Source organism: Pseudoalteromonas sp. SG45-5, assembly GCF_014164085.1.
GTDB lineage: Bacteria > Pseudomonadota > Gammaproteobacteria > Enterobacterales > Alteromonadaceae > Pseudoalteromonas > Pseudoalteromonas aliena.
Window position 1 is genome coordinate 1 of the sequence record NZ_JACJEM010000026.1, and the last position, 17,394, is coordinate 17,394.

At 39.0% G+C, this 17,394-nt stretch carries 17 protein-coding genes and 1 pseudogene; 16 read left to right on the forward strand and 2 right to left on the reverse strand.

The features are described from left to right. Positions 1-1,010 precede the first annotated feature (1,010 nt). The 7 genes from H5119_RS10085 to H5119_RS10115 all read left to right on the forward strand — a co-directional run bounded on the left by H5119_RS10085 (position 1,011) and on the right by H5119_RS10115 (position 7,088). Positions 1,011-1,781, forward strand: coding sequence for a DUF3450 domain-containing protein (locus H5119_RS10085; protein WP_138584804.1), 771 nt, complete (start codon positions 1,011-1,013; stop codon positions 1,779-1,781). Between the two features lie 6 nt (positions 1,782-1,787). Then, positions 1,788-3,152: a MotA/TolQ/ExbB proton channel family protein gene (locus H5119_RS10090; protein WP_077537657.1), complete on the forward strand. Its 1,365-nt coding sequence runs from the start codon at positions 1,788-1,790 to the stop codon at positions 3,150-3,152. Further along, positions 3,152-3,676, forward strand: coding sequence for a MotA/TolQ/ExbB proton channel family protein (locus H5119_RS10095; RefSeq protein ID WP_077537658.1), 525 nt, complete (start codon positions 3,152-3,154; stop codon positions 3,674-3,676). Before H5119_RS10090 ends, H5119_RS10095 begins: the two co-directional genes overlap by 1 nt. Positions 3,677-3,690: 14 nt before the next feature. Next, positions 3,691-4,095: a biopolymer transporter ExbD gene (locus H5119_RS10100; RefSeq protein ID WP_077537659.1), complete on the forward strand. Its 405-nt coding sequence runs from the start codon at positions 3,691-3,693 to the stop codon at positions 4,093-4,095. Further along, entirely contained in the window at positions 4,095-4,712 is a 618-nt protein-coding gene (locus H5119_RS10105; RefSeq protein ID WP_024590813.1) for an energy transducer TonB, read from the forward strand. The genes H5119_RS10100 and H5119_RS10105 overlap by 1 nt, the downstream gene beginning before the upstream one ends. Positions 4,713-4,723: 11 nt before the next feature. Next, positions 4,724-5,983, forward strand: coding sequence for a lipopolysaccharide assembly protein LapB (locus H5119_RS10110; RefSeq protein WP_182702137.1), 1,260 nt, complete (start codon positions 4,724-4,726; stop codon positions 5,981-5,983). A gap of 61 nt (positions 5,984-6,044) precedes the next feature. Next, positions 6,045-7,088 (forward strand): hypothetical protein, encoded by a 1,044-nt coding sequence (locus H5119_RS10115; RefSeq protein ID WP_182702138.1) that lies wholly within the window; start codon positions 6,045-6,047, stop codon positions 7,086-7,088. A 17-nt stretch (positions 7,089-7,105) separates the two neighbouring features. Here the strand turns inward: H5119_RS10115 and H5119_RS10120 are convergent, their stop codons facing one another. Together H5119_RS10120 and H5119_RS10125 are read right to left on the reverse strand one after the other, a co-directional pair. After that, a complete protein-coding gene (locus H5119_RS10120; protein WP_182702139.1) occupies positions 7,106-7,432 on the reverse strand; it encodes a TraR/DksA C4-type zinc finger protein in 327 nt (108 codons plus the stop codon). 59 nt (positions 7,433-7,491) lie between these two features. Then, the gene (locus tag H5119_RS10125) at positions 7,492-8,472 is read right to left on the reverse strand and encodes a tRNA-dihydrouridine synthase (protein ID WP_182702140.1); all 981 of its coding nucleotides are present in this window, start codon (positions 8,470-8,472) and stop codon (positions 7,492-7,494) included. A gap of 226 nt (positions 8,473-8,698) precedes the next feature. On the opposite strand from H5119_RS10125, the pseudogene H5119_RS10130 reads away from it, so the two are divergent. The 9 genes and pseudogenes from H5119_RS10130 to H5119_RS10165 all read left to right on the forward strand — a co-directional run. After that, a pseudogene (locus H5119_RS10130) lies at positions 8,699-8,977 on the forward strand (hypothetical protein); the annotation flags it as partial. 103 nt (positions 8,978-9,080) lie between these two features. Beyond that, on the forward strand, positions 9,081-9,908 hold the full coding sequence (locus H5119_RS10135) for a DUF692 domain-containing protein (protein ID WP_182702171.1): 828 nt from the start codon (positions 9,081-9,083) through the stop codon (positions 9,906-9,908). A 37-nt stretch (positions 9,909-9,945) separates the two neighbouring features. Beyond that, positions 9,946-10,698 carry a DUF2063 domain-containing protein gene (locus tag H5119_RS10140; RefSeq protein WP_182702141.1) on the forward strand — a complete coding sequence of 251 codons (753 nt, stop codon included), beginning with the start codon at positions 9,946-9,948 and terminating at the stop codon, positions 10,696-10,698. 72 nt (positions 10,699-10,770) lie between these two features. Beyond that, complete coding sequence (locus tag H5119_RS20485) at positions 10,771-10,893, forward strand: hypothetical protein (RefSeq protein ID WP_002962301.1); 123 nt, start codon at positions 10,771-10,773, stop codon at positions 10,891-10,893. 172 nt (positions 10,894-11,065) lie between these two features. Continuing rightward, positions 11,066-11,611: an adenine phosphoribosyltransferase gene (gene apt, locus H5119_RS10145; protein ID WP_077537678.1), complete on the forward strand. Its 546-nt coding sequence runs from the start codon at positions 11,066-11,068 to the stop codon at positions 11,609-11,611. A gap of 3 nt (positions 11,612-11,614) precedes the next feature. Then, complete coding sequence (dnaX, locus tag H5119_RS10150; RefSeq protein ID WP_182702142.1) at positions 11,615-14,194, forward strand: DNA polymerase III subunit gamma/tau; 2,580 nt, start codon at positions 11,615-11,617, stop codon at positions 14,192-14,194. A gap of 60 nt (positions 14,195-14,254) precedes the next feature. Further along, on the forward strand, positions 14,255-14,581 hold the full coding sequence (locus H5119_RS10155) for a YbaB/EbfC family nucleoid-associated protein (RefSeq protein WP_077539006.1): 327 nt from the start codon (positions 14,255-14,257) through the stop codon (positions 14,579-14,581). Between the two features lie 7 nt (positions 14,582-14,588). Beyond that, positions 14,589-15,197 (forward strand): recombination mediator RecR, encoded by a 609-nt coding sequence (recR, locus tag H5119_RS10160; RefSeq protein ID WP_182702143.1) that lies wholly within the window; start codon positions 14,589-14,591, stop codon positions 15,195-15,197. Between the two features lie 295 nt (positions 15,198-15,492). Continuing rightward, a complete protein-coding gene (locus H5119_RS10165) occupies positions 15,493-17,394 on the forward strand; it encodes an MFS transporter (protein ID WP_182702144.1) in 1,902 nt (633 codons plus the stop codon).

The window sequence follows — 17,394 nt, forward strand, 5'->3', positions numbered from 1 at the left end:
AAAATCAGCTTGGATGGTTTTGATGAGTTCAGGGAAAAAATAATAAGGCTCATTGGTGGACATGCGTTGCATTTATATAAAATCCAAAAAGTTGCCTAGGGGTCTGATCAATGCCTGCTATAACGCCGTTAAAAATTTTGTATTTAGAACAACTAGATATAAAAATTTTTGCCTAGTTCTAGCGTAATTTTCTTAACATTAAATAGACCCCATATATAAGTAGATTGGTATAATTCGCCAGCTTGGTTGAAAATTGCTCATGATAGAGCAACCATATATTGTAATTCTGTCTTGTTATTAACTATTCCTTTATATCTTTTTTATCAGATAGTTCATTATTTAGCTAAGCTCTGTTTGCTAAGTTTATTAACATACCTATTAAAAATATCCTTGGTACTTTTTAATAGGTGATTTTTAGAGATAGTAAAGCGAATTCACGTGCCAATATTTAGCCACTTGAGAGAGGTTTATTATTCAAGCTTGAGTTTATTTACTCATTGCATAATCTTAAAGCTGAGCTTCAGATTGAGTGCCGTTCTATAAATTGATAAAAAATATCTGAGTGGTGTTTTATTGTGCGACAGAGTGTTCTTTTTTTAAGATGAAATGTTTTAAATGAATAAAAAAGCGAATAAATTGCTTAAAAAACAACTTTTTTAATATACGCACATATTTATTTTTGTTTTTTTTCAGTTCAAATTCAGTTTTGTCTAAATGTTACATTTATGTTTTTTTTTATGAAGGTAGTTAGTATGAACATACTTGTTCAAAGGCTTTAGTCGCAATGTTAGTTAGGTTGTTGGTTATAATAATGTTAATATTTGAGTGTTAATACTTTAGTGCAACCTTGAGGTTGGATATTTATTTACGCTGATTGCTAAACATCAAGTTGACAGCGCTAATTGCATTTAGCATTATTGGAAGGTTGATATCTATTAAAAGATATCAGGGTTGTTCCCTCTGGGGATAATTAAATTATAAAAGTAACATTACTTAATTGGTTGGGAACTATGTCTGTTAAAATCAGAAAGAGTCTTGTAGCAACTGCGTTGGTTGGCGCATTTGCATTTGCAAGCAGCAATGTGATTGCAGATCCTTTGAATGACGTGCAAAAAGCAGGTCAACAAATTCAAAAGGCTGCTGTTAAGTCTCAAACTAAAATTGACAATGTATACGGTCAAACTCAAGAGCTAATCGCTGAGTACCGTGGTATTGTTGATGAGACTGAACTTATGAAAGTGTATAACGATCACGTGTCACGTTTGGTTGATAGCCAAAATGCATCGATTGAATCGTTTGATCGTCAAATAGCGACTATTGACGGCACTAAACAAAACGTTGTGCCTTTGATGTATCGCATGATCGATACGCTTGAGCAATTCATCAAAGCGGACGTTCCATTTAATCTAGAAACGCGTTTAGCACGTGTAGAAAGACTTCGTGAAATAATGGTTTCTGCGTCTGTAACGACGTCTGAAAAGTTCCGTCAAGTACTTGAAGCATACACAATTGAAACAGCATACAGCTCATTGGTTTCAGCTTCGCAAGGTACACTAGAAGTTGATGGTAAAAGCATTAATGTTGATATTGGTCAACTAGGCCGTATCACTTACGTTGCTCAGTCTTTTGACTTGAAACATGCTTGGGTGTGGGATAACAACACGAAACAGTGGAAAGAATTAGGCGAAGAATACCTAAAACCTGTTAAAGAAGTGATTCGTATGGCGCGTAAGCAAGCGACATTAGAACTTGTTAAACTACCAATTTTTGGCGCGGAGTAATCAATAATGAAGAAACTATTTAAAGGTTTTGCTGTTGCAGCAGTACTAACTGTTTCTGCAGGTACCGCGCTTAATGCACATGCAAATACTGGAGCTCTAGATAAAATTCTTGAGCAAGTTAAGCAAGAGCGTATCTCTGAAGGTAAAATTAATAAGCAACGTGAGCAAGAGTTCTTATCAGAACGTGCTGATAAGCAAGCATTACTTAACAAAGCGAAAAGCCAACTTGCTTCAGAAAAAGCTCGTGGTGTTAGCCTTGCAAAGCAGTATGCACAAAATGAAAATACTTTAGCTGAAAAAGAGCAAGCTCTTCAAAGTGCTCAAGGTACTTTAGGTGAGATGTTTGGTGTTGTACGTCGTGCAGCTCAAGACGCTATCGGTTCTATCGAAGCATCACTAGTTAGTGCTGAGAAACCTGGCCGTGCTGAAATTTTACGTTCATTAGCTGCTGCTAAAGAGTTACCAACAGTTCGTGAATTAGAAGAACTTTGGATTTCACTTCAAACAGAAATGACTGAATCAGCTAAAGTTTCAACTTTTGAAACTGAAGTTGCTGGTCTTGACGGTAACCCGTCAATGAAGAAAGTAACGCGTATCGGTAACTTTAACTTAGTTACAGACGATGGCTACTTAATTTATTCACCAGAAACAAAGTCTATTCAACCTTTAGGCAAACAGCCTGATAGCTATATTTTAGACGGTATCACAGCGCTTGAGAATACATCATCAGATAGCTACGCTGGTGTTTACATCGATCCGACTCGTGGTGCGATTTTACGTATCAATACTCAAAAAGCGACACTTATGGAATACTTCCATCAAGGTGGCGTAGTTGGTTATATCATCACAGCTTTATTAGGCTTAGGTATGCTAATTACTCTTATTCGCTTTGTTGACCTTACGCTTACTACAAGTAAGATTAAGAGCCAGCTTAAAAACGTTGCTACACCAAATACTAATAACCCACTGGGTCGTATTATTAAAGTGTACCATGACAATAAAAATCAAGATGTTGAAAACCTTGAGCTTAAACTTGATGAGGCTATTCTTCGTGAAACGCCACGCATCGAAGCTGGTATCAACATAATCAAGATCCTTGCTGCAATTGCACCGTTACTAGGCCTTCTAGGTACAGTAATTGGTATGATCTTGACGTTCCAAACGATTACATTGTTCGGTACGGGTGATCCGAAGATCATGGCAGGTAATATCTCTCTAGCACTTGTTACAACAGCGCTAGGTCTAATTGCTGCATTACCACTAATTCTACTTCACGCTTTAGTAGCTGGTCGTAGTAAGTCGGTATTACACATCCTAGATGAGCAAAGCGCGGGTATCGTTGCTACTCATGCGGAGAAGGAGAAAGCCTAATGCTAGTCCTGATGGAGATATGGGAATCTATCAGGGATTTTGTTGGCACAGGCGGCCAGGTTTTATACGTGGTCGCAATGGCACTCTTTCTGATGTGGGTTTTAATGATTGAGCGCTATTGGTTCTTACTTGCAGAGTTTCCTCGCACAGCGAAAGAAATTATAGCAAAGTGGGATGCCCGCCAAGACACTACGTCTTGGTACGCACATAGAATTCGTGAAGCATGGATTTCTGAAGCATCTGAAAAGTTAGATGCGCGTATGTTGTTGATTAAAACATTGGTAGCTGTTTGTCCTTTAATTGGCTTACTGGGTACTGTTACTGGCATGATTTCTGTTTTCGAAACTATGGCTAGTCAAGGTACTGGTAATGCACGTTTAATGGCATCAGGTATTTCAATGGCAACAATACCGACAATGGCTGGAATGGTTGCGGCGTTATCTGGAGTGTTTTTTAGTTCACGTCTTGAGACAAAAGCTAAAATGGTGAAAGCCAAACTTATAGATAGTATGCCTCATCACTAGAGAGAGAATTAAATATGGCACGTAAACAACGTTTTCGTGAAGAAGAAGATGCAGCGGTAGATATGACACCGATGCTTGACATCGTATTTATCATGCTTATTTTCTTTATCGTAACTACATCGTTCGTTAAAGAAGCTGGTATCGAGGTCAATAAACCAAAAGCAGCCCAAGCTACTAAGCAAAAAAATGCAAATATTTTTATTGCGATTCGTAGTAACGGCGAAATCTGGATAGATAAACAGCAAGTTGATGTTGAACGTATTTCAGCAAAGATCGAGAGTTTATTAGCAGAACAACCTACTGAAGTTGTGATTTTGCAGGCTGATAAAGAAGCAAAACACGGTGTAGTGGTTAAAGTTATGGACCAGATTAAAGCGACGGGTGATAACCTGAGAATTTCAATAGCTGGAGATCAGTAATGATTCGTTTTCTGTTTTCACTGATTGCAGGTGGGGCAGTTACTTTCGGCTTGTTCTACTTCATGGCATTTCTCATCTCTGGTGGGGCTGACCGTAATACGGAACAAAAAGAGCAGATCATAGTCGAAATAATGACGAATCCGCCTGAATCTAAGGTGCAGGAGAGGAAGCGTGTACCGCCTCCGCCTCCACCACCGCCAAAGCAGCCGCCTAAACCGCAGCCGCCACAGCCGGAAAATAATAACCCTAATCCGGGTGCTATGTCATTTAATATGGGTAGTATCGATATAGGTAGTTCAGCTGGTGGATTAAGTGGTCCTGGTGCATTTGGACGAGATGGTGATGCGACACCTATCGTTCGTATAGAACCAAAATATCCAACACAAGCAGCGCGCGATGGCAAAGAAGGTTGGGTACAACTTTCATTCACAATTGATGAGCTAGGTGGCGTGACTGACGTTGAAGTAATTGACGCCGATCCGAAACGTATCTTTGACCGTGAAGCTAAACGTGCACTGCGTAAATGGAAGTACCGTCCTAAAATTATTGACGGAAAACCACAGAAACAACCAGGTTTACAAGTTCAATTAGACTTTAAACTTAACCAAGGCAACTAAGGAGGCGAGTAATGAGAAATTTTTCTAAAGTAACTGCGCTTGCAATTCTTATGTCTGTGTCGGGTGCCACGTTAAGTACATCTGTTTTAGCGGCGCCAGATTACGCAAAGATTGAAGAGCGTAAAAAAGCAAAAACTAAAATCATGGGCGAGCGTACTGGTAAAAAAGTAATTAAAGCGTTTGACTTGTACGGCGAAGAAAAAATAGATGAAGCAATTGTTTTGCTTAGTGAGATTGACGCATCTAATGACTTTGATAAAGCGACCGTAAATCGTTACTTAGGTAGCATGTACGCTCAAAAAGAAAAGTATGACGAAGCGATTAAATTTACTAAGTTAGCCGTTGCGCCTGATGTTTTAAACTTTGCTGATCAAGAGCAATCCCTTAAGTTGTTAGGCGATTTACTTATTGGTACTGAAAAGTACCAAGAAGCTAAAAAAGCATATTTAGCATGGATTGATTTTACAGGCGATGAAGATCCGAAAATTTATACGCGTATTGCGCAAGCTAACTACGAGTTAAAACAATTTCGAGATGTCTTTAGCCCAGCGGATAAAGCTATTTCTCTTCAAAAGGAGCCAAACAAGGCCCCTTACCAATTAAAGTTAGGTTCTTACTTTGAACTTAAAGACTATACAAACATGGTTAAAATTGGTGAAGAAATTGTTCGTGTATGGCCAGATGATAAAAAAGCTTGGGTTAGTTTAGGTAAGTATTACCTACAAACTGAAGATTATCAGAAAGGCTTAGCAACGATGGAAGTTGCATACAAGAACGGTTACTTCGAAAATGAAGTTGAGTATAAAGTTTTATCTAACTTTTATTCTTTAAATGAAATTCCTTTTAAAGCAGCGACTACGCTTGAAAAGGCCGTTAAAGAAGATAAAGTTAAACGTACTAAGCAAAACATCAGCGCGATAGCTAGTAACTATCATCGATCTAAAGATCTTGAAAAAGCTGCTAAGTATTACGAAGAAGCTGCTAAATTTGATGATGATGCTGAGTTTTATCGCAAAGCAGGTTCATTACTTTTGCAATCTGAAAAGTTTAGTGCCGCAATTGTTCGTTTAAACAAAGCGCTAGAATTAGGCTCTGATAAAAAGGGCACTATTTACTCAGATTTAGCTGAAGCGTACTACTATCAAGGTAAGTATAAGCAAGCTCATGCTGCTATTACAAAAGCAATGGACGACCCTCGCACACGTAAGTTTGCAAAAGGTTGGGCTACGTATATTAAAGATAAAGCCGCTCGCAACGGTGTTAAAATTTAACTTTAATTTGTTTTAGCAATTTTTAAAAAGCCCCTCTGGGGCTTTTTTTATTGGAGTTATTATGTATAAAACATTCTTTTTGTCATTACTATTGTGCTTGCTTTTAGTTGCGTGCTCTAGGCAGGAGCCGGTCTATAACTCATTTGAAGAAGCGCAAAGCGCTTTAAAAGATTTGAACACTTCACTGGTGCGAACTAATGCTTTAAATAGTGAAAAAGTGACTAACGAGCAATTCGTTTTTTCGGATGCTTACCTCAATAAACGTCACACTATCTATCAAAGTTTGATGGACATGCAGCTTAAATCAAACCAAATTGCACAGGTTAATTATCTCGTAATTGCGGAGCGCTTTCCCGCACGTTACTTTCCCTGGCCAGCTCAAGTTAATGTATTAACAAATATGCTTAAGCAGGATAGCTCAGATAAAGGGTCAGACAAAATTGTCACTTGGCTTAAACTAAATCAAAGCACATTAAACAACGCTAAACAAAGCAATTTAAAGTTAAACAAAGTAGAACTACAGCTTTTGCAAAACTATGTATTGAGTTTGACTGATAGTCATGGCACTCAACCCGCTCTTAAAAGTCATATAAGGGCTTTTAGTGATTATTTGGCTAGTTACAAGCCTCGGGGTAGTGTCGGTTTGAGGGGGTTACCTAACGGAACTGAGTGGTACCAGAGTAAACTAAACTATTTTAGTGGCGAAGTTCATTCACCGCTTGAGTGGGTCACTCTTGTTAATGAGCAAATAAAGCAGTTAAGCGGTGTTGCGTTTGAACACACATTATCAACTTCTCATCAAACATCATTTTTAGTCCAGTATTTGTCAGATGAGCAGCCAATTGAGGGGCTTGATTGGCAATCTGCCTATCGAGATTTGCCTGCGATGGCGCGTGCAATGAGTATATCTAAAATAGATAAAACACTGATGCTTGCATTGATGGAAACTGATATCGGTATTCACTATCATGCTTGGACTTTACCACAAGCTAAAGTTAATCTAATGAAGCGTCTAGAATTAACACAAGACGATGCTCAATATTTGGTAGAAGATATAATACTCTACCCTGGGCAATCATTTAGTTTTATACAAAAACTAATGTAATCAATTTTGCAGTGCGCCTATTGCGCGCACTTATTGCATCTTTGGGCTGCAGGATCCTGTTCAAGTAATACCGCTGATATCCTTTCTTCACAATCGCAACAGTATCCATATTGACCAATTTCTATTTGACTTACTGCCGCTTCAAGTTTAGTCATGCGACTAATTAATAGCGCGTACTCAGGCCCTAGTTTTTCTGCTGCACAGTCAAGCCATTCATTACTAGCTGTTTTATTTAAAACAAGCATTAAACTTTTATGCACGGGATAGGTTGATTTAGCAAGCATAGCTAGTATGTTGGATTTTACTTGCGCTATTTCATTGTTTAGCATTTTTTGATGATGCATTATCAGTACAACCTTTTAAATTAGCTTTACGTAATACTGATATTATCGAATAGGTTTACCTAAGCGTTTTGATTTGAATCAAGTTGCGGTGCTTTGGCGTATTTATTTAATACGCTTGCCACATCCTCTTTACTTTTTAAACGCCTGATTTCATCAAATAGATCGATGGCTTGTGGGTATTGGCGTTTTAGGTAACCAAGCCATTGTTTGGTACGAGATGCGAAATATTTTTCATCTTTTGTAGGGTCTTGATGAATAGCAGAGTGGATCAAATGATAAATAATATGTTCCCACTGAAGGCCATCGTATTGTTCGTTATTTACATGTGCTTTAATTTTTCTTGCCAAATCTGGGTGCGAAAGGGCGCCGCGGCCAAGCATCAGATCGCTACAACCACTTCGCTTATGGCAAAGCATTGCGTCTTCAACCTGCCAAATTTCACCATTGGCAACAACGGCAATATTTTTATCATTGATTATTGGTGGAATTTTTTCCCAATAAGCAGGTGGATTGTAACCATCGCGTTTAGTACGAGCATGTATCGCAATGCTGTTTGCTCCGGCACTCACGACTGCATCAACAATTTCTTGGCTGTTGCTGTCGTCATCAAATCCTAAGCGAATTTTTGCACTGACTTCATGCTCATCATCTACTGCATCTCGGACCGCTTTAATAATGGTATACATATGGTCGGGATCTTTGAGTAGCACAGCACCGCCTCGACTACGATTAACTGTTTTTGCAGGGCAACCAAAGTTAAGATCGACGCCATGAGACCCTAAAGTAATTGCCTTCACCGCATTTTCGGCTAGAGGGTTTGCTTCTTGGCCAAGTAATTGAATACGAACAGGTGTTCCAGCTCGGGTAAAACCATTATTATGTAGTTCAGGACAATAGCGGTGAAAAACTTTGTCAGGTAAGCAGGTTTCAACCACTCTTACAAACTCGGTAACACACAAATCGAATCCGCCAATGTCAGTGAGTAATTGACGCATTTTAAAATCAACAACACCTTCCATAGGCGCTAAAACAAGTTTCATAAGGTGATTAATTTTGAGAAAAACCGGACGCATAGTTTACCTGTAAATCACACATTGATAAATCTGTAATTACCAACCATATTTAATGTGGTGATTGCAAAAGTAAAAATTTTTGAAAAGAAATGAAAGTTTTTATTCTTGTGCGGGTCTACTTAAGCATACAAGCAATTTAAAAATACATTTTTATTGCTGAGATTTACAATCCTTGATTAAAGAGAGTCATAAAATGAATACAGTTAAAAAAAATACAATCGCGTTAACTTTAGGTGCAGTAGTTGTTGGCTCTGCAAGTTTTGTATCTGCTGATGTACAAGCTAACCCATTTGAGTTTCAACAACTGGTGACAGGCTACCAACTAGATGCTGCTGAAGGTAAGTGCGGTGAAGGTAAATGTGGCGGCGACGCAAAAGGTAAAAAAGAAGGCAAATGCGGCGAAGGTAAATGCGGTGGCGACGCTAAAAAAACTAAAAAAGAAGGTAAGTGCGGCGAAGGTAAGTGTGGTGGCCGTTAATATCTTATTCTAAATAAGTTATCCTAAAAGGGCCTTAAGGCCCTTTTTTGTTAAGTTAGAGGTAGTTATGACACAAACTAGAAATACAGCACTTGGAATGGTGGGGCTTGGCCTTCGACGAGAAATGCTTGATGAACTGCTTGAACACGTACCTAAGCAAGTCAATTTTTTAGAAGTTGCGCCAGAGAATTGGCTAAAACTAGGCGGGCGCTTTAAAAAACAATTTAAAACATTAACTGATGCAAATAATTTCGTATGTCATGGATTGTCACTGTCTATTGGCTCACCCGAGCCACTGGATGTTGAATTTGTTAAATCTTTAAAAGTTTTTTTTAAAGAGCACAATATAAAAATTTTTAGTGAGCATTTAAGTTACTGCTCTGGAACGGGTCATATGTATGATTTAATGCCTATTCCGTTTACACAAGATGCAATAGCACATGTTGTCCCTCGTATAAAACAAGTACAAGATATACTTGAGCAACAAATTGCGATAGAAAATGTTTCTTACTATGGCGCTCCTGGGCAGCAATTATCAGAGCTTGAATTTACGAATACCATTCTAGAACAAGCTGACTGTAAGCTTTTACTCGACGTAAACAATATTTATGTGAATTCGATTAATCATGGCTATAACGCACAAGCGTTTTTAACGGGCTTACCTTCTGAACGTATTGCTTACGGACACGTTGCAGGGCATTACAATGAGGCCGATGACTTAATCGTTGATACACATGGCGCAGATGTGGTTGATCCTGTTTGGGAATTACTTGATAAAGCGTACGAAGTACATGGCGTATTTCCAACCTTGCTTGAACGTGATTTTAATATTCCTACTATGAATGTGTTGGTTAAAGAGTTAGATATAATTCATAAGCTGCAAGCTAAATACCTTAATTTAACTGTTTCAAAACAACGAGCTTAATATAAGCCTTTATAAATATTGAAAAGAGTGCCTGACTATGAGCTTTATTGAAGTACAAAACGAATTTATGGCGCATATTCGCGAACCTAAAAAAAATAACAAGCCCAGTGATATTGAAGATAGACGCATGGCTATTTATCGCGACCTGTTTTTTAATAATATTGAAGGCTTTGTTTCATCAGGTTTTCCAGTATTAAAAACCTTATATACCGATACACAATGGCAGGCCCTCGTACGCCAGTTTTTTAGTGAGTATGATTGTCACTCGCCGTACTTTTTAGATATAGCAGGGGAGTTTATAAATTACTTATCAAGTGATTATAAAATGAAAAAACACGACCCCGTGTTTATGCTAGAACTTGCACATTATGAATGGGTAGAGCTTGATGTATCTATCGCACACGAAGATGAGCAAGCGCTAAAATTACAAAAAACAGCAATAACCTCCTCTGCTTTATATTTATCGGGGCTGGCAAGGAATTTAAGTTATCAATTTCCAGTTCAAAATATCAGCAATCACTTTAAACCAGAAGCGCCATCAGCGCAGCCTAATTATTTTGTTGTATATAGAGATGAAGATGATGATGTACAATTTTTAGCAACAAATGCGATGACGGCTTTGTTACTGTCAATTATAGAGGCAAGTGATGGCGCGACATTTAACGACGTTTGCCAACAGGTATTAGCTCACGCACCACAATTTAATGCAGAACAAATTGCTCAAGGTGCATTAGTTACCCTCAATGCAATGGTTGAACGCGGTGTCATTGTGACAAAAAATCAAGATTAAGGTCTTTATTGATAATTTTACATCGTTTATTATGGCGGCCTTATTTGCCGTGCTTAATAAAAGGTTGTACCAATGTCAGATGATAAAGACTTTAAAGATCCGTTCAATGCTACTTATTTTCTAGCATTTTTAGCTGTATTTGCAGGGATTGGTTGTTTAAATGCAATTTTAGGTTGGATCACTAGCTTAACTTAAAATACATAGCGTTAATTAAGGCTGTTATTTACTGCAGCCTTGAACCACTTTTATTAATCTTTCCCTCTAAACTCTTAAAACCTCTTTTATAATAACGCCAAACTCGCAATTAAAGGTTAGTTAAGGTTATAATCACCTGCTTTGTAATATAAACCATTGAGCAGTTAAAATTATGACTCAAGTAACACCAGCAATTATCAAAAACAGCATTACTACAATTGCTGATTATCCAAAAGCGGGCATTATGTTTCGCGATGTAACCACTTTAATGGCTAATCCAGAAGCCTTTAAAGCCACTATTGACGCTTTTATCGCTGAATATAAAGATCAAGGTTTTACGAAAATAATTGGCACAGAATCACGAGGCTTTATTTTTGGTGCACCGTTATCTTACGCGCTAGGCATTCCTTTTATTCCTGTACGTAAACCAGGTAAATTACCACGTGAAGTTATTCGTCAAGATTACTTGCTAGAATACGGTGAAGATACGTTAGAGCTTCATGTCGATGCGATTGTACCTGGCGATAAAGTATTATTAGTGGATGACTTGTTAGCAACAGGTGGCACAATCGAAGCCACAGCTAAATTAGTTCAAAAACTAGGTGGCGAAGCGACAGATGCTGCATTTGTTGTATCACTACCAGAACTGGGTGGCGAGCAACGCATCAAAAAAATGGGTATTAAAATCCTAAAATTGGTTGAATTTGAAGGCGAGTAATCGATGAGTTATCAGGTTCTAGCGAGAAAATGGCGTCCTCAAACCTTTCATGAATTGGTTGGGCAGTCTCATGTTAAGCAAGCGCTTGTAAATGCGCTTACACAAAATAGACTGCATCACGCTTATTTATTCACTGGAACCCGCGGTGTAGGTAAAACCACCATTGCACGTATTTTTGCGAAAAGCTTAAATTGCGATGAAGGTATATCTGCAAATCCATGTGGCCAATGTAGCAGCTGCTTAGATATAGAAGCAGGGCGTTACATTGACTTACTCGAAATAGATGCAGCTTCTCGTACCAAAGTAGAAGACACCCGCGAAATACTTGATAACGTTCAATATGCGCCAACGCGTGGACGTTATAAAGTATACCTGATCGATGAAGTTCACATGCTCTCAAAGCACAGCTTTAATGCGCTTTTAAAAACGCTTGAAGAGCCACCAGAGCATGTGAAATTTTTATTAGCGACGACCGATCCACAAAAATTACCTGTCACTATTTTATCTCGCTGTTTGCAATTTAACTTAAATGCGTTATCGCAAAGTGAAATTAAAACACAGCTTGAACACGTACTTACTCAAGAACAGCTCAGCTATGATAATGATGCACTTAGTATTATTGCAAAAGCCGCTGACGGCAGTATGCGTGATGCACTGAGCTTAACCGATCAAGCGATTGCGCAAACGAATGGTGATATTAATAATCAAGCAGTACAAACAATGCTTGGTTTGATGGATACACATTACAGCCAAAGCTTATTAGCTGCATTACTTGCCCAAGATGGCACAGCTTTAATGAGCGAAATTGCACATGTCGCGAGCAGAAATCCAAATTATATTGCCTTACTTGATGATTTAATTGCGCTCACACATTTAACTCAACTCACTCAATTAGTGCCACAGGCAGCAGAGCTTGATGAAACGAATGCTGATTACATAACGCACGTTGCGCAGCACACAAGTCCACAACAAATACAAATTTTTTACCAATTACTTTTAAATGGTAAAAAAGATTTACAATGGGCACCAGAACCTCGTTTAGGTTTTGAAATGCTTATGCTGAGGTTGCTTGCATTTGAGCCAGTTGCTGCAAACAATCAAGCGCCAACGGCTGACCCAGTACAAAACAAACCAAGTAAAGCGAATGCGTTACGCGATATATTAAATAAAAATAAACCAGCGCAAAGTAATACACAGCCTGTTTTGCAAGATCAAAATACAGCCCTAGTCAGTAATACCGAACAACATAAAACGGTTGGACCTGAAAAACAGCCACAAGCGAACACCAAACTGGCTACTGGTAATGTAGTTGATAACCAGATACGAGTCTCAGATCCGAATAAGTCAGCGCCACTTCAAACTGATTCAATACATAGTGAACACGTAGATCAACAAGTGCCGGGCCATTCGACTGAAGTAATCACTGACGTTCAAACACAACGTCAAAGTGAAGATGAAGCGTACATGCAACACAGTGATGTAGAGCAAACGTTAGCGGCGCAGTTTGATGATGTAATGAGCAGTGCGGTTGATCAAGGGTTTAATCCACAAAACACGATCCCTGATAATCAACATAGTCATTTGCCAGAGCACTCAACAGATATTGAGCAAAACATTCCTGAGCCGCAATCAGACTTACAAAACCAGCAGCAACAAGATGAGAATGCTTCGATTGTTGAACGTGAGGCAAAAGCGCAATCCGCTATTGCGCGCATATTGCGTGATCGTAATATATCAGGCTCAGGAAAGCTTTCTGGGACAAACTTAAATACGGCAAAGGCAAGTTCATCAAACGTATCTAACAGCACTGTTACTAGCAGTAATCATAATGTTGGTGAAGCATCAAAAGATAAAAATACAGTGGCTCAGACAAATGAGCAGTTAAATAACGCGGTATCAATAACGACTGACTCAGTATATGCACAGTCAGACAATCCGCCGCCTTGGGCTACTGATACAGCAGGTGAGAATGAAAAAAAGTCACAGCTCCTAGTAACAGGGAGCCACATACCTGCTGATAATCAAGGTGCTGCAAAGCCTGAAAAGATCGATTTTAAAACTAAGCATCAAACAATTACTGAAAACTTAGCACCAGAGCTGCTTGAGCAAATAAACCCTCAAAAGGCACCTGAAGTTGCAGCAGAAGAAGTAAGTATTCCAGTACCTGACGATTTTCATAGCCCAATTAGTGAAATTAGATTTGCGCATCAACAAGATGAGTGGGCCTATTTAATAAAACGTATGGGATTGGGTGGTCGAATGCGCCAATTTGCATTGCATTCAATCTTTACCAAGCAAGGTAATAGTTTACATATAGACGTTGATGAATCACAAAAGCATTTAGATACACCTATGCTTCGCCAACGACTAGATGCGGCACTGTCGAGTATTTATGAGCATAACGTGTCATTAAGTATTAATTTTGCTAAAGGGGTGATCGACTCTCCTTATCTTATCCAGCAAAAAATTGATGCAGGTCGTCATCAACAAGCAATCGATGTGATCACATCTGACGAAAACATAGTACAATTCCAGCAGGTATTTAGCGCCGAAATTGATGAAAATAGTATTCAGGCATTGTAATTACTTACAATCGCCCTTATGTTCATGTTAATTAATGTATTAAAAGAAAGAGAGAAAGCTATGTTTAAAGGTGGAATGGGCAACATGATGAAGCAGGCGCAGCAAATGCAAGATCGCATGCAAAAAGCCCAAGAAGAAATTGCCACACTAGAAGTTGTTGGTGAAGCTGGTGCTGGTCTAGTTAAAGTAACTATGCTTGGTAATCACAATGTTCGTCGTGTTCAGCTTGATGAGAGCTTAATGGAAGACGACAAAGACATGATTGAAGACTTACTTGCTGCTGCGTGTAATGATGCTGTCCGCCGTGTTGCAGAAGAAACACAAGAGCGCATGGGTAAAGTAACTGGCGGTATGCAATTACCACCAGGTATGAAAATGCCGTTTTAAGTAAATAATGCAACTTTCAGATAGTTTAAATCAGCTTATTGAGGCATTGCGCTGCCAACCAGGCATTGGCCCAAAGTCAGCGCAACGTATTGCTTTTCACTTGCTAGAGCGCGACCGAAAAGGGGGCACTCAGCTTGGTAATGCATTGACTAAAGCAATGACAGCCGTAGGGCATTGTCAGTCTTGTCGTACTTTTTGCGAACAAGCTCAATGCGATATTTGTTTAAGCACAAAGCGTCAAGACAGCGGGATATTATGCGTTGTTGAATCGCCTACGGATGTGCTTGCCATCGAGCAAACTGGCCAATATTTAGGTTTGTACTTTGTACTCATGGGTCATTTATCGCCTATAGATGGCATAGGTCCTAAAGAAATTGGCTTAGACGTTTTAGAGCAAAAACTTGCTCAGGGCGGTATTAATGAGGTGATTTTAGCGACTAATCCTACCGTTGAAGGTGAAACTACAGCGCATTATATTGCGCAGCTTTGCCATAAGTATAAAGTAGGTGCTTCGCGAATTGCTCATGGCATTCCTGTGGGAGGTGAGCTTGATTTAGTGGACGGCAGAACACTGATGCATGCTTTTAGCGGCAGGCGTGCTGTTACTCAAGACTAACTCAAAGTTACTATTTGAAACATATTATAAAAGCCTACATGATTAAATTACGTAGGCTTTTTTGTTTTTAAGGTAAGCTTAGAAGCAGTCTAATACCAATCCGCAATAATACTTAATCATTTTGCGGGGCTAAACGTGTCGTTACCTGCGTTAAAAAATTCTCATTTAGAACAACTAAATAGCGAATTTTTTGCCTAGCTATAAACACGTTTTTCCGCCCTCAAAACAGATCATTTAATTAAACGAATTGGTATAATATATTTTTGGGCTATGTCTCTAATTAGTAAGGAATACAATGAAGAATAATCAATCCTATCAAAGCGGATTACTGAGTAGTAAGCGTTTTTTACCGCTTTTTATTACGCAGTTTTTCTCAGCAATAAATGATAACGTGTATAAGCAATCGGTGCTTATTTTATTGATATTTCAGGCCGCAACGCTTGCAGATGGGGCATTATATTCAAATATTGCTGCGGGGCTATTTATTCTACCTTTCTTTTTATTTTCAGGGATGGCAGGACAGCTCGCAGAAAAAACAGAAAAGTCTAAGCTCATTAGAATCGTAAAGTTGTGTGAAATTCCTATTATGATTGTAGGTGCGGTCTCAATTTTAACGCAATACGTGTGGCTTATGTTAGCCACAGTATTTTTAATGGGTGTGCAAAGTACGTTTTTTGGGCCATTAAAATACTCTATCTTACCTCAGCACGTTGCACCTAGCGAATTAACAAAAGCGAATGCCTTGGTTGAGTCGGGCACGTTTGTAGCAATACTGATCGGTACAATTTTTGGCACCTACTACATTACTCAATCGCTAGGTCCTACGGCTATAAGTATTGCGGTATTAGTGCTGGCTGTTATGGGTTATGTAAGCAGTCGTTTTATACCCGTTAGTGAGGCGAACGAGCCAAACTTAAAATTTACCTATAATATATTTTCATCCACAAAAAACGTATTTACAGCACTTAATTCGCAAACAGAATCGGTTGGTAAGTCAGTGCTTGGGATCAGCTGGTTTTGGTTAATTGGCGCCATCGTTTTAACGTCCCTACCAAATTATGTAAAACATGTAATGGGCGGCGATGAATTGGTGGTAACCAGTGCACTGGTTGTGTTTTCATTGAGTATTGCTATTGGTTCATTACTGTGTGAAAAGTTATCTCGCTCTCGTATTGAGCTAGGCATTGTGCCCTTTGGCGCTATTTTAATTACCTTGTTTTTATATTTACTGAGCCAAGAGCCCGCTATCAGTACCTATACACCTCAACATACTGAATTATTAACGCTCGCACAGGTATTAAAAACAGGCGATATGGTGTGGCATTTCATATGGATGGCAGGCATAGGCATTGGCGCCGGTTTTTACACTGTACCGCTATATGCGCTTATTCAACAACGGACTGAAGAAGCGAGTCGATCACGAGTTATAGCGGCTAACAATGTATTAAATGCCTTGTTTATGGTGGGCAGTGCTGTTTTAAGTATTGTCACGTTGTCTGTTTTTCAGTGGAGTATTTCAGAGCTATTGCTGTTACTTGCGGGGCTAAATTTACTTATTGCTGTTTATATTTATACCAAAGTACCTGAATTCTTTTTACGCTTTGTTATTTATATTTTGGCCATTTGTATGTACCGCGTAAGAACAAAAGGCGAAGCTAACATTCCTAATGAAGGTGCCGCTGTTATTGTGTGCAACCACGTTAGTTTTGTTGATTGGATGTTTATTTTGGCAGCGTCACCAAGGCCTATTCGGTTTATGGTATTTGCCCCTATTTATTATTCGCCAGCTCTACATTGGTTATTTAAAATGGCTAAAGCTATTCCCATTGATAGTGAAAAAACGAACCCAGAGGCTTTTAAAAAAGCGTTTGATGAAGTGGCTTCTGCGCTTGAAAAAGGCGAGCTTGTTGGTATTTTCCCCGAAGGGAAGCTGACTAGTGACGGCTCAATCGATATTTTCCGTCGTGGAATAGAGCGTATTATTGCACGCTCTCCTGTGCCCGTTGTCCCTGTGCATTTAGGGGGCTTGTGGGGGAGTATGTTTAGCCGTAAAGCTAAGTGGCAATTACCGCGATTAAAATGGTCTTTGGTGTCGGTTGCAGTGGGTGGCCCGATTGCAGCTGACAAAGTAGTAGCAGACGATTTACGTGAGCATGTTTTAGCTTTGAAAGCGCTTCACTCTAAAGGTGTTGATTAA

Excerpts from the sequence above, each read along its gene's own strand:
- H5119_RS10085 (WP_138584804.1), top strand. The coding sequence starts at position 1,011 with ATGTCTGTTAAAATCAGAAAGAGTCTTGTAGCAACTGCGTTGGTTGGC.
- H5119_RS10090 (WP_077537657.1), top strand. The coding sequence starts at position 1,788 with ATGAAGAAACTATTTAAAGGTTTTGCTGTTGCAGCAGTACTAACTGTT.
- H5119_RS10095 (WP_077537658.1), top strand. The coding sequence starts at position 3,152 with ATGCTAGTCCTGATGGAGATATGGGAATCTATCAGGGATTTTGTTGGC.
- H5119_RS10100 (WP_077537659.1), top strand. The coding sequence starts at position 3,691 with ATGGCACGTAAACAACGTTTTCGTGAAGAAGAAGATGCAGCGGTAGAT.
- H5119_RS10105 (WP_024590813.1), top strand. The coding sequence starts at position 4,095 with ATGATTCGTTTTCTGTTTTCACTGATTGCAGGTGGGGCAGTTACTTTC.
- H5119_RS10110 (WP_182702137.1), top strand. The coding sequence starts at position 4,724 with ATGAGAAATTTTTCTAAAGTAACTGCGCTTGCAATTCTTATGTCTGTG.
- H5119_RS10115 (WP_182702138.1), top strand. The coding sequence starts at position 6,045 with ATGTATAAAACATTCTTTTTGTCATTACTATTGTGCTTGCTTTTAGTT.
- H5119_RS10120 (WP_182702139.1), bottom strand. The coding sequence starts at position 7,432 with ATGCATCATCAAAAAATGCTAAACAATGAAATAGCGCAAGTAAAATCC.
- H5119_RS10125 (WP_182702140.1), bottom strand. The coding sequence starts at position 8,472 with ATGAAACTTGTTTTAGCGCCTATGGAAGGTGTTGTTGATTTTAAAATG.
- H5119_RS10135 (WP_182702171.1), top strand. The coding sequence starts at position 9,081 with ATGGTGGGGCTTGGCCTTCGACGAGAAATGCTTGATGAACTGCTTGAA.
- H5119_RS10140 (WP_182702141.1), top strand. The coding sequence starts at position 9,946 with ATGAGCTTTATTGAAGTACAAAACGAATTTATGGCGCATATTCGCGAA.
- H5119_RS20485 (WP_002962301.1), top strand. The coding sequence starts at position 10,771 with ATGTCAGATGATAAAGACTTTAAAGATCCGTTCAATGCTACTTATTTT.
- apt (WP_077537678.1), top strand. The coding sequence starts at position 11,066 with ATGACTCAAGTAACACCAGCAATTATCAAAAACAGCATTACTACAATT.
- dnaX (WP_182702142.1), top strand. The coding sequence starts at position 11,615 with ATGAGTTATCAGGTTCTAGCGAGAAAATGGCGTCCTCAAACCTTTCAT.
- H5119_RS10155 (WP_077539006.1), top strand. The coding sequence starts at position 14,255 with ATGTTTAAAGGTGGAATGGGCAACATGATGAAGCAGGCGCAGCAAATG.
- recR (WP_182702143.1), top strand. The coding sequence starts at position 14,589 with ATGCAACTTTCAGATAGTTTAAATCAGCTTATTGAGGCATTGCGCTGC.
- H5119_RS10165 (WP_182702144.1), top strand. The coding sequence starts at position 15,493 with ATGAAGAATAATCAATCCTATCAAAGCGGATTACTGAGTAGTAAGCGT.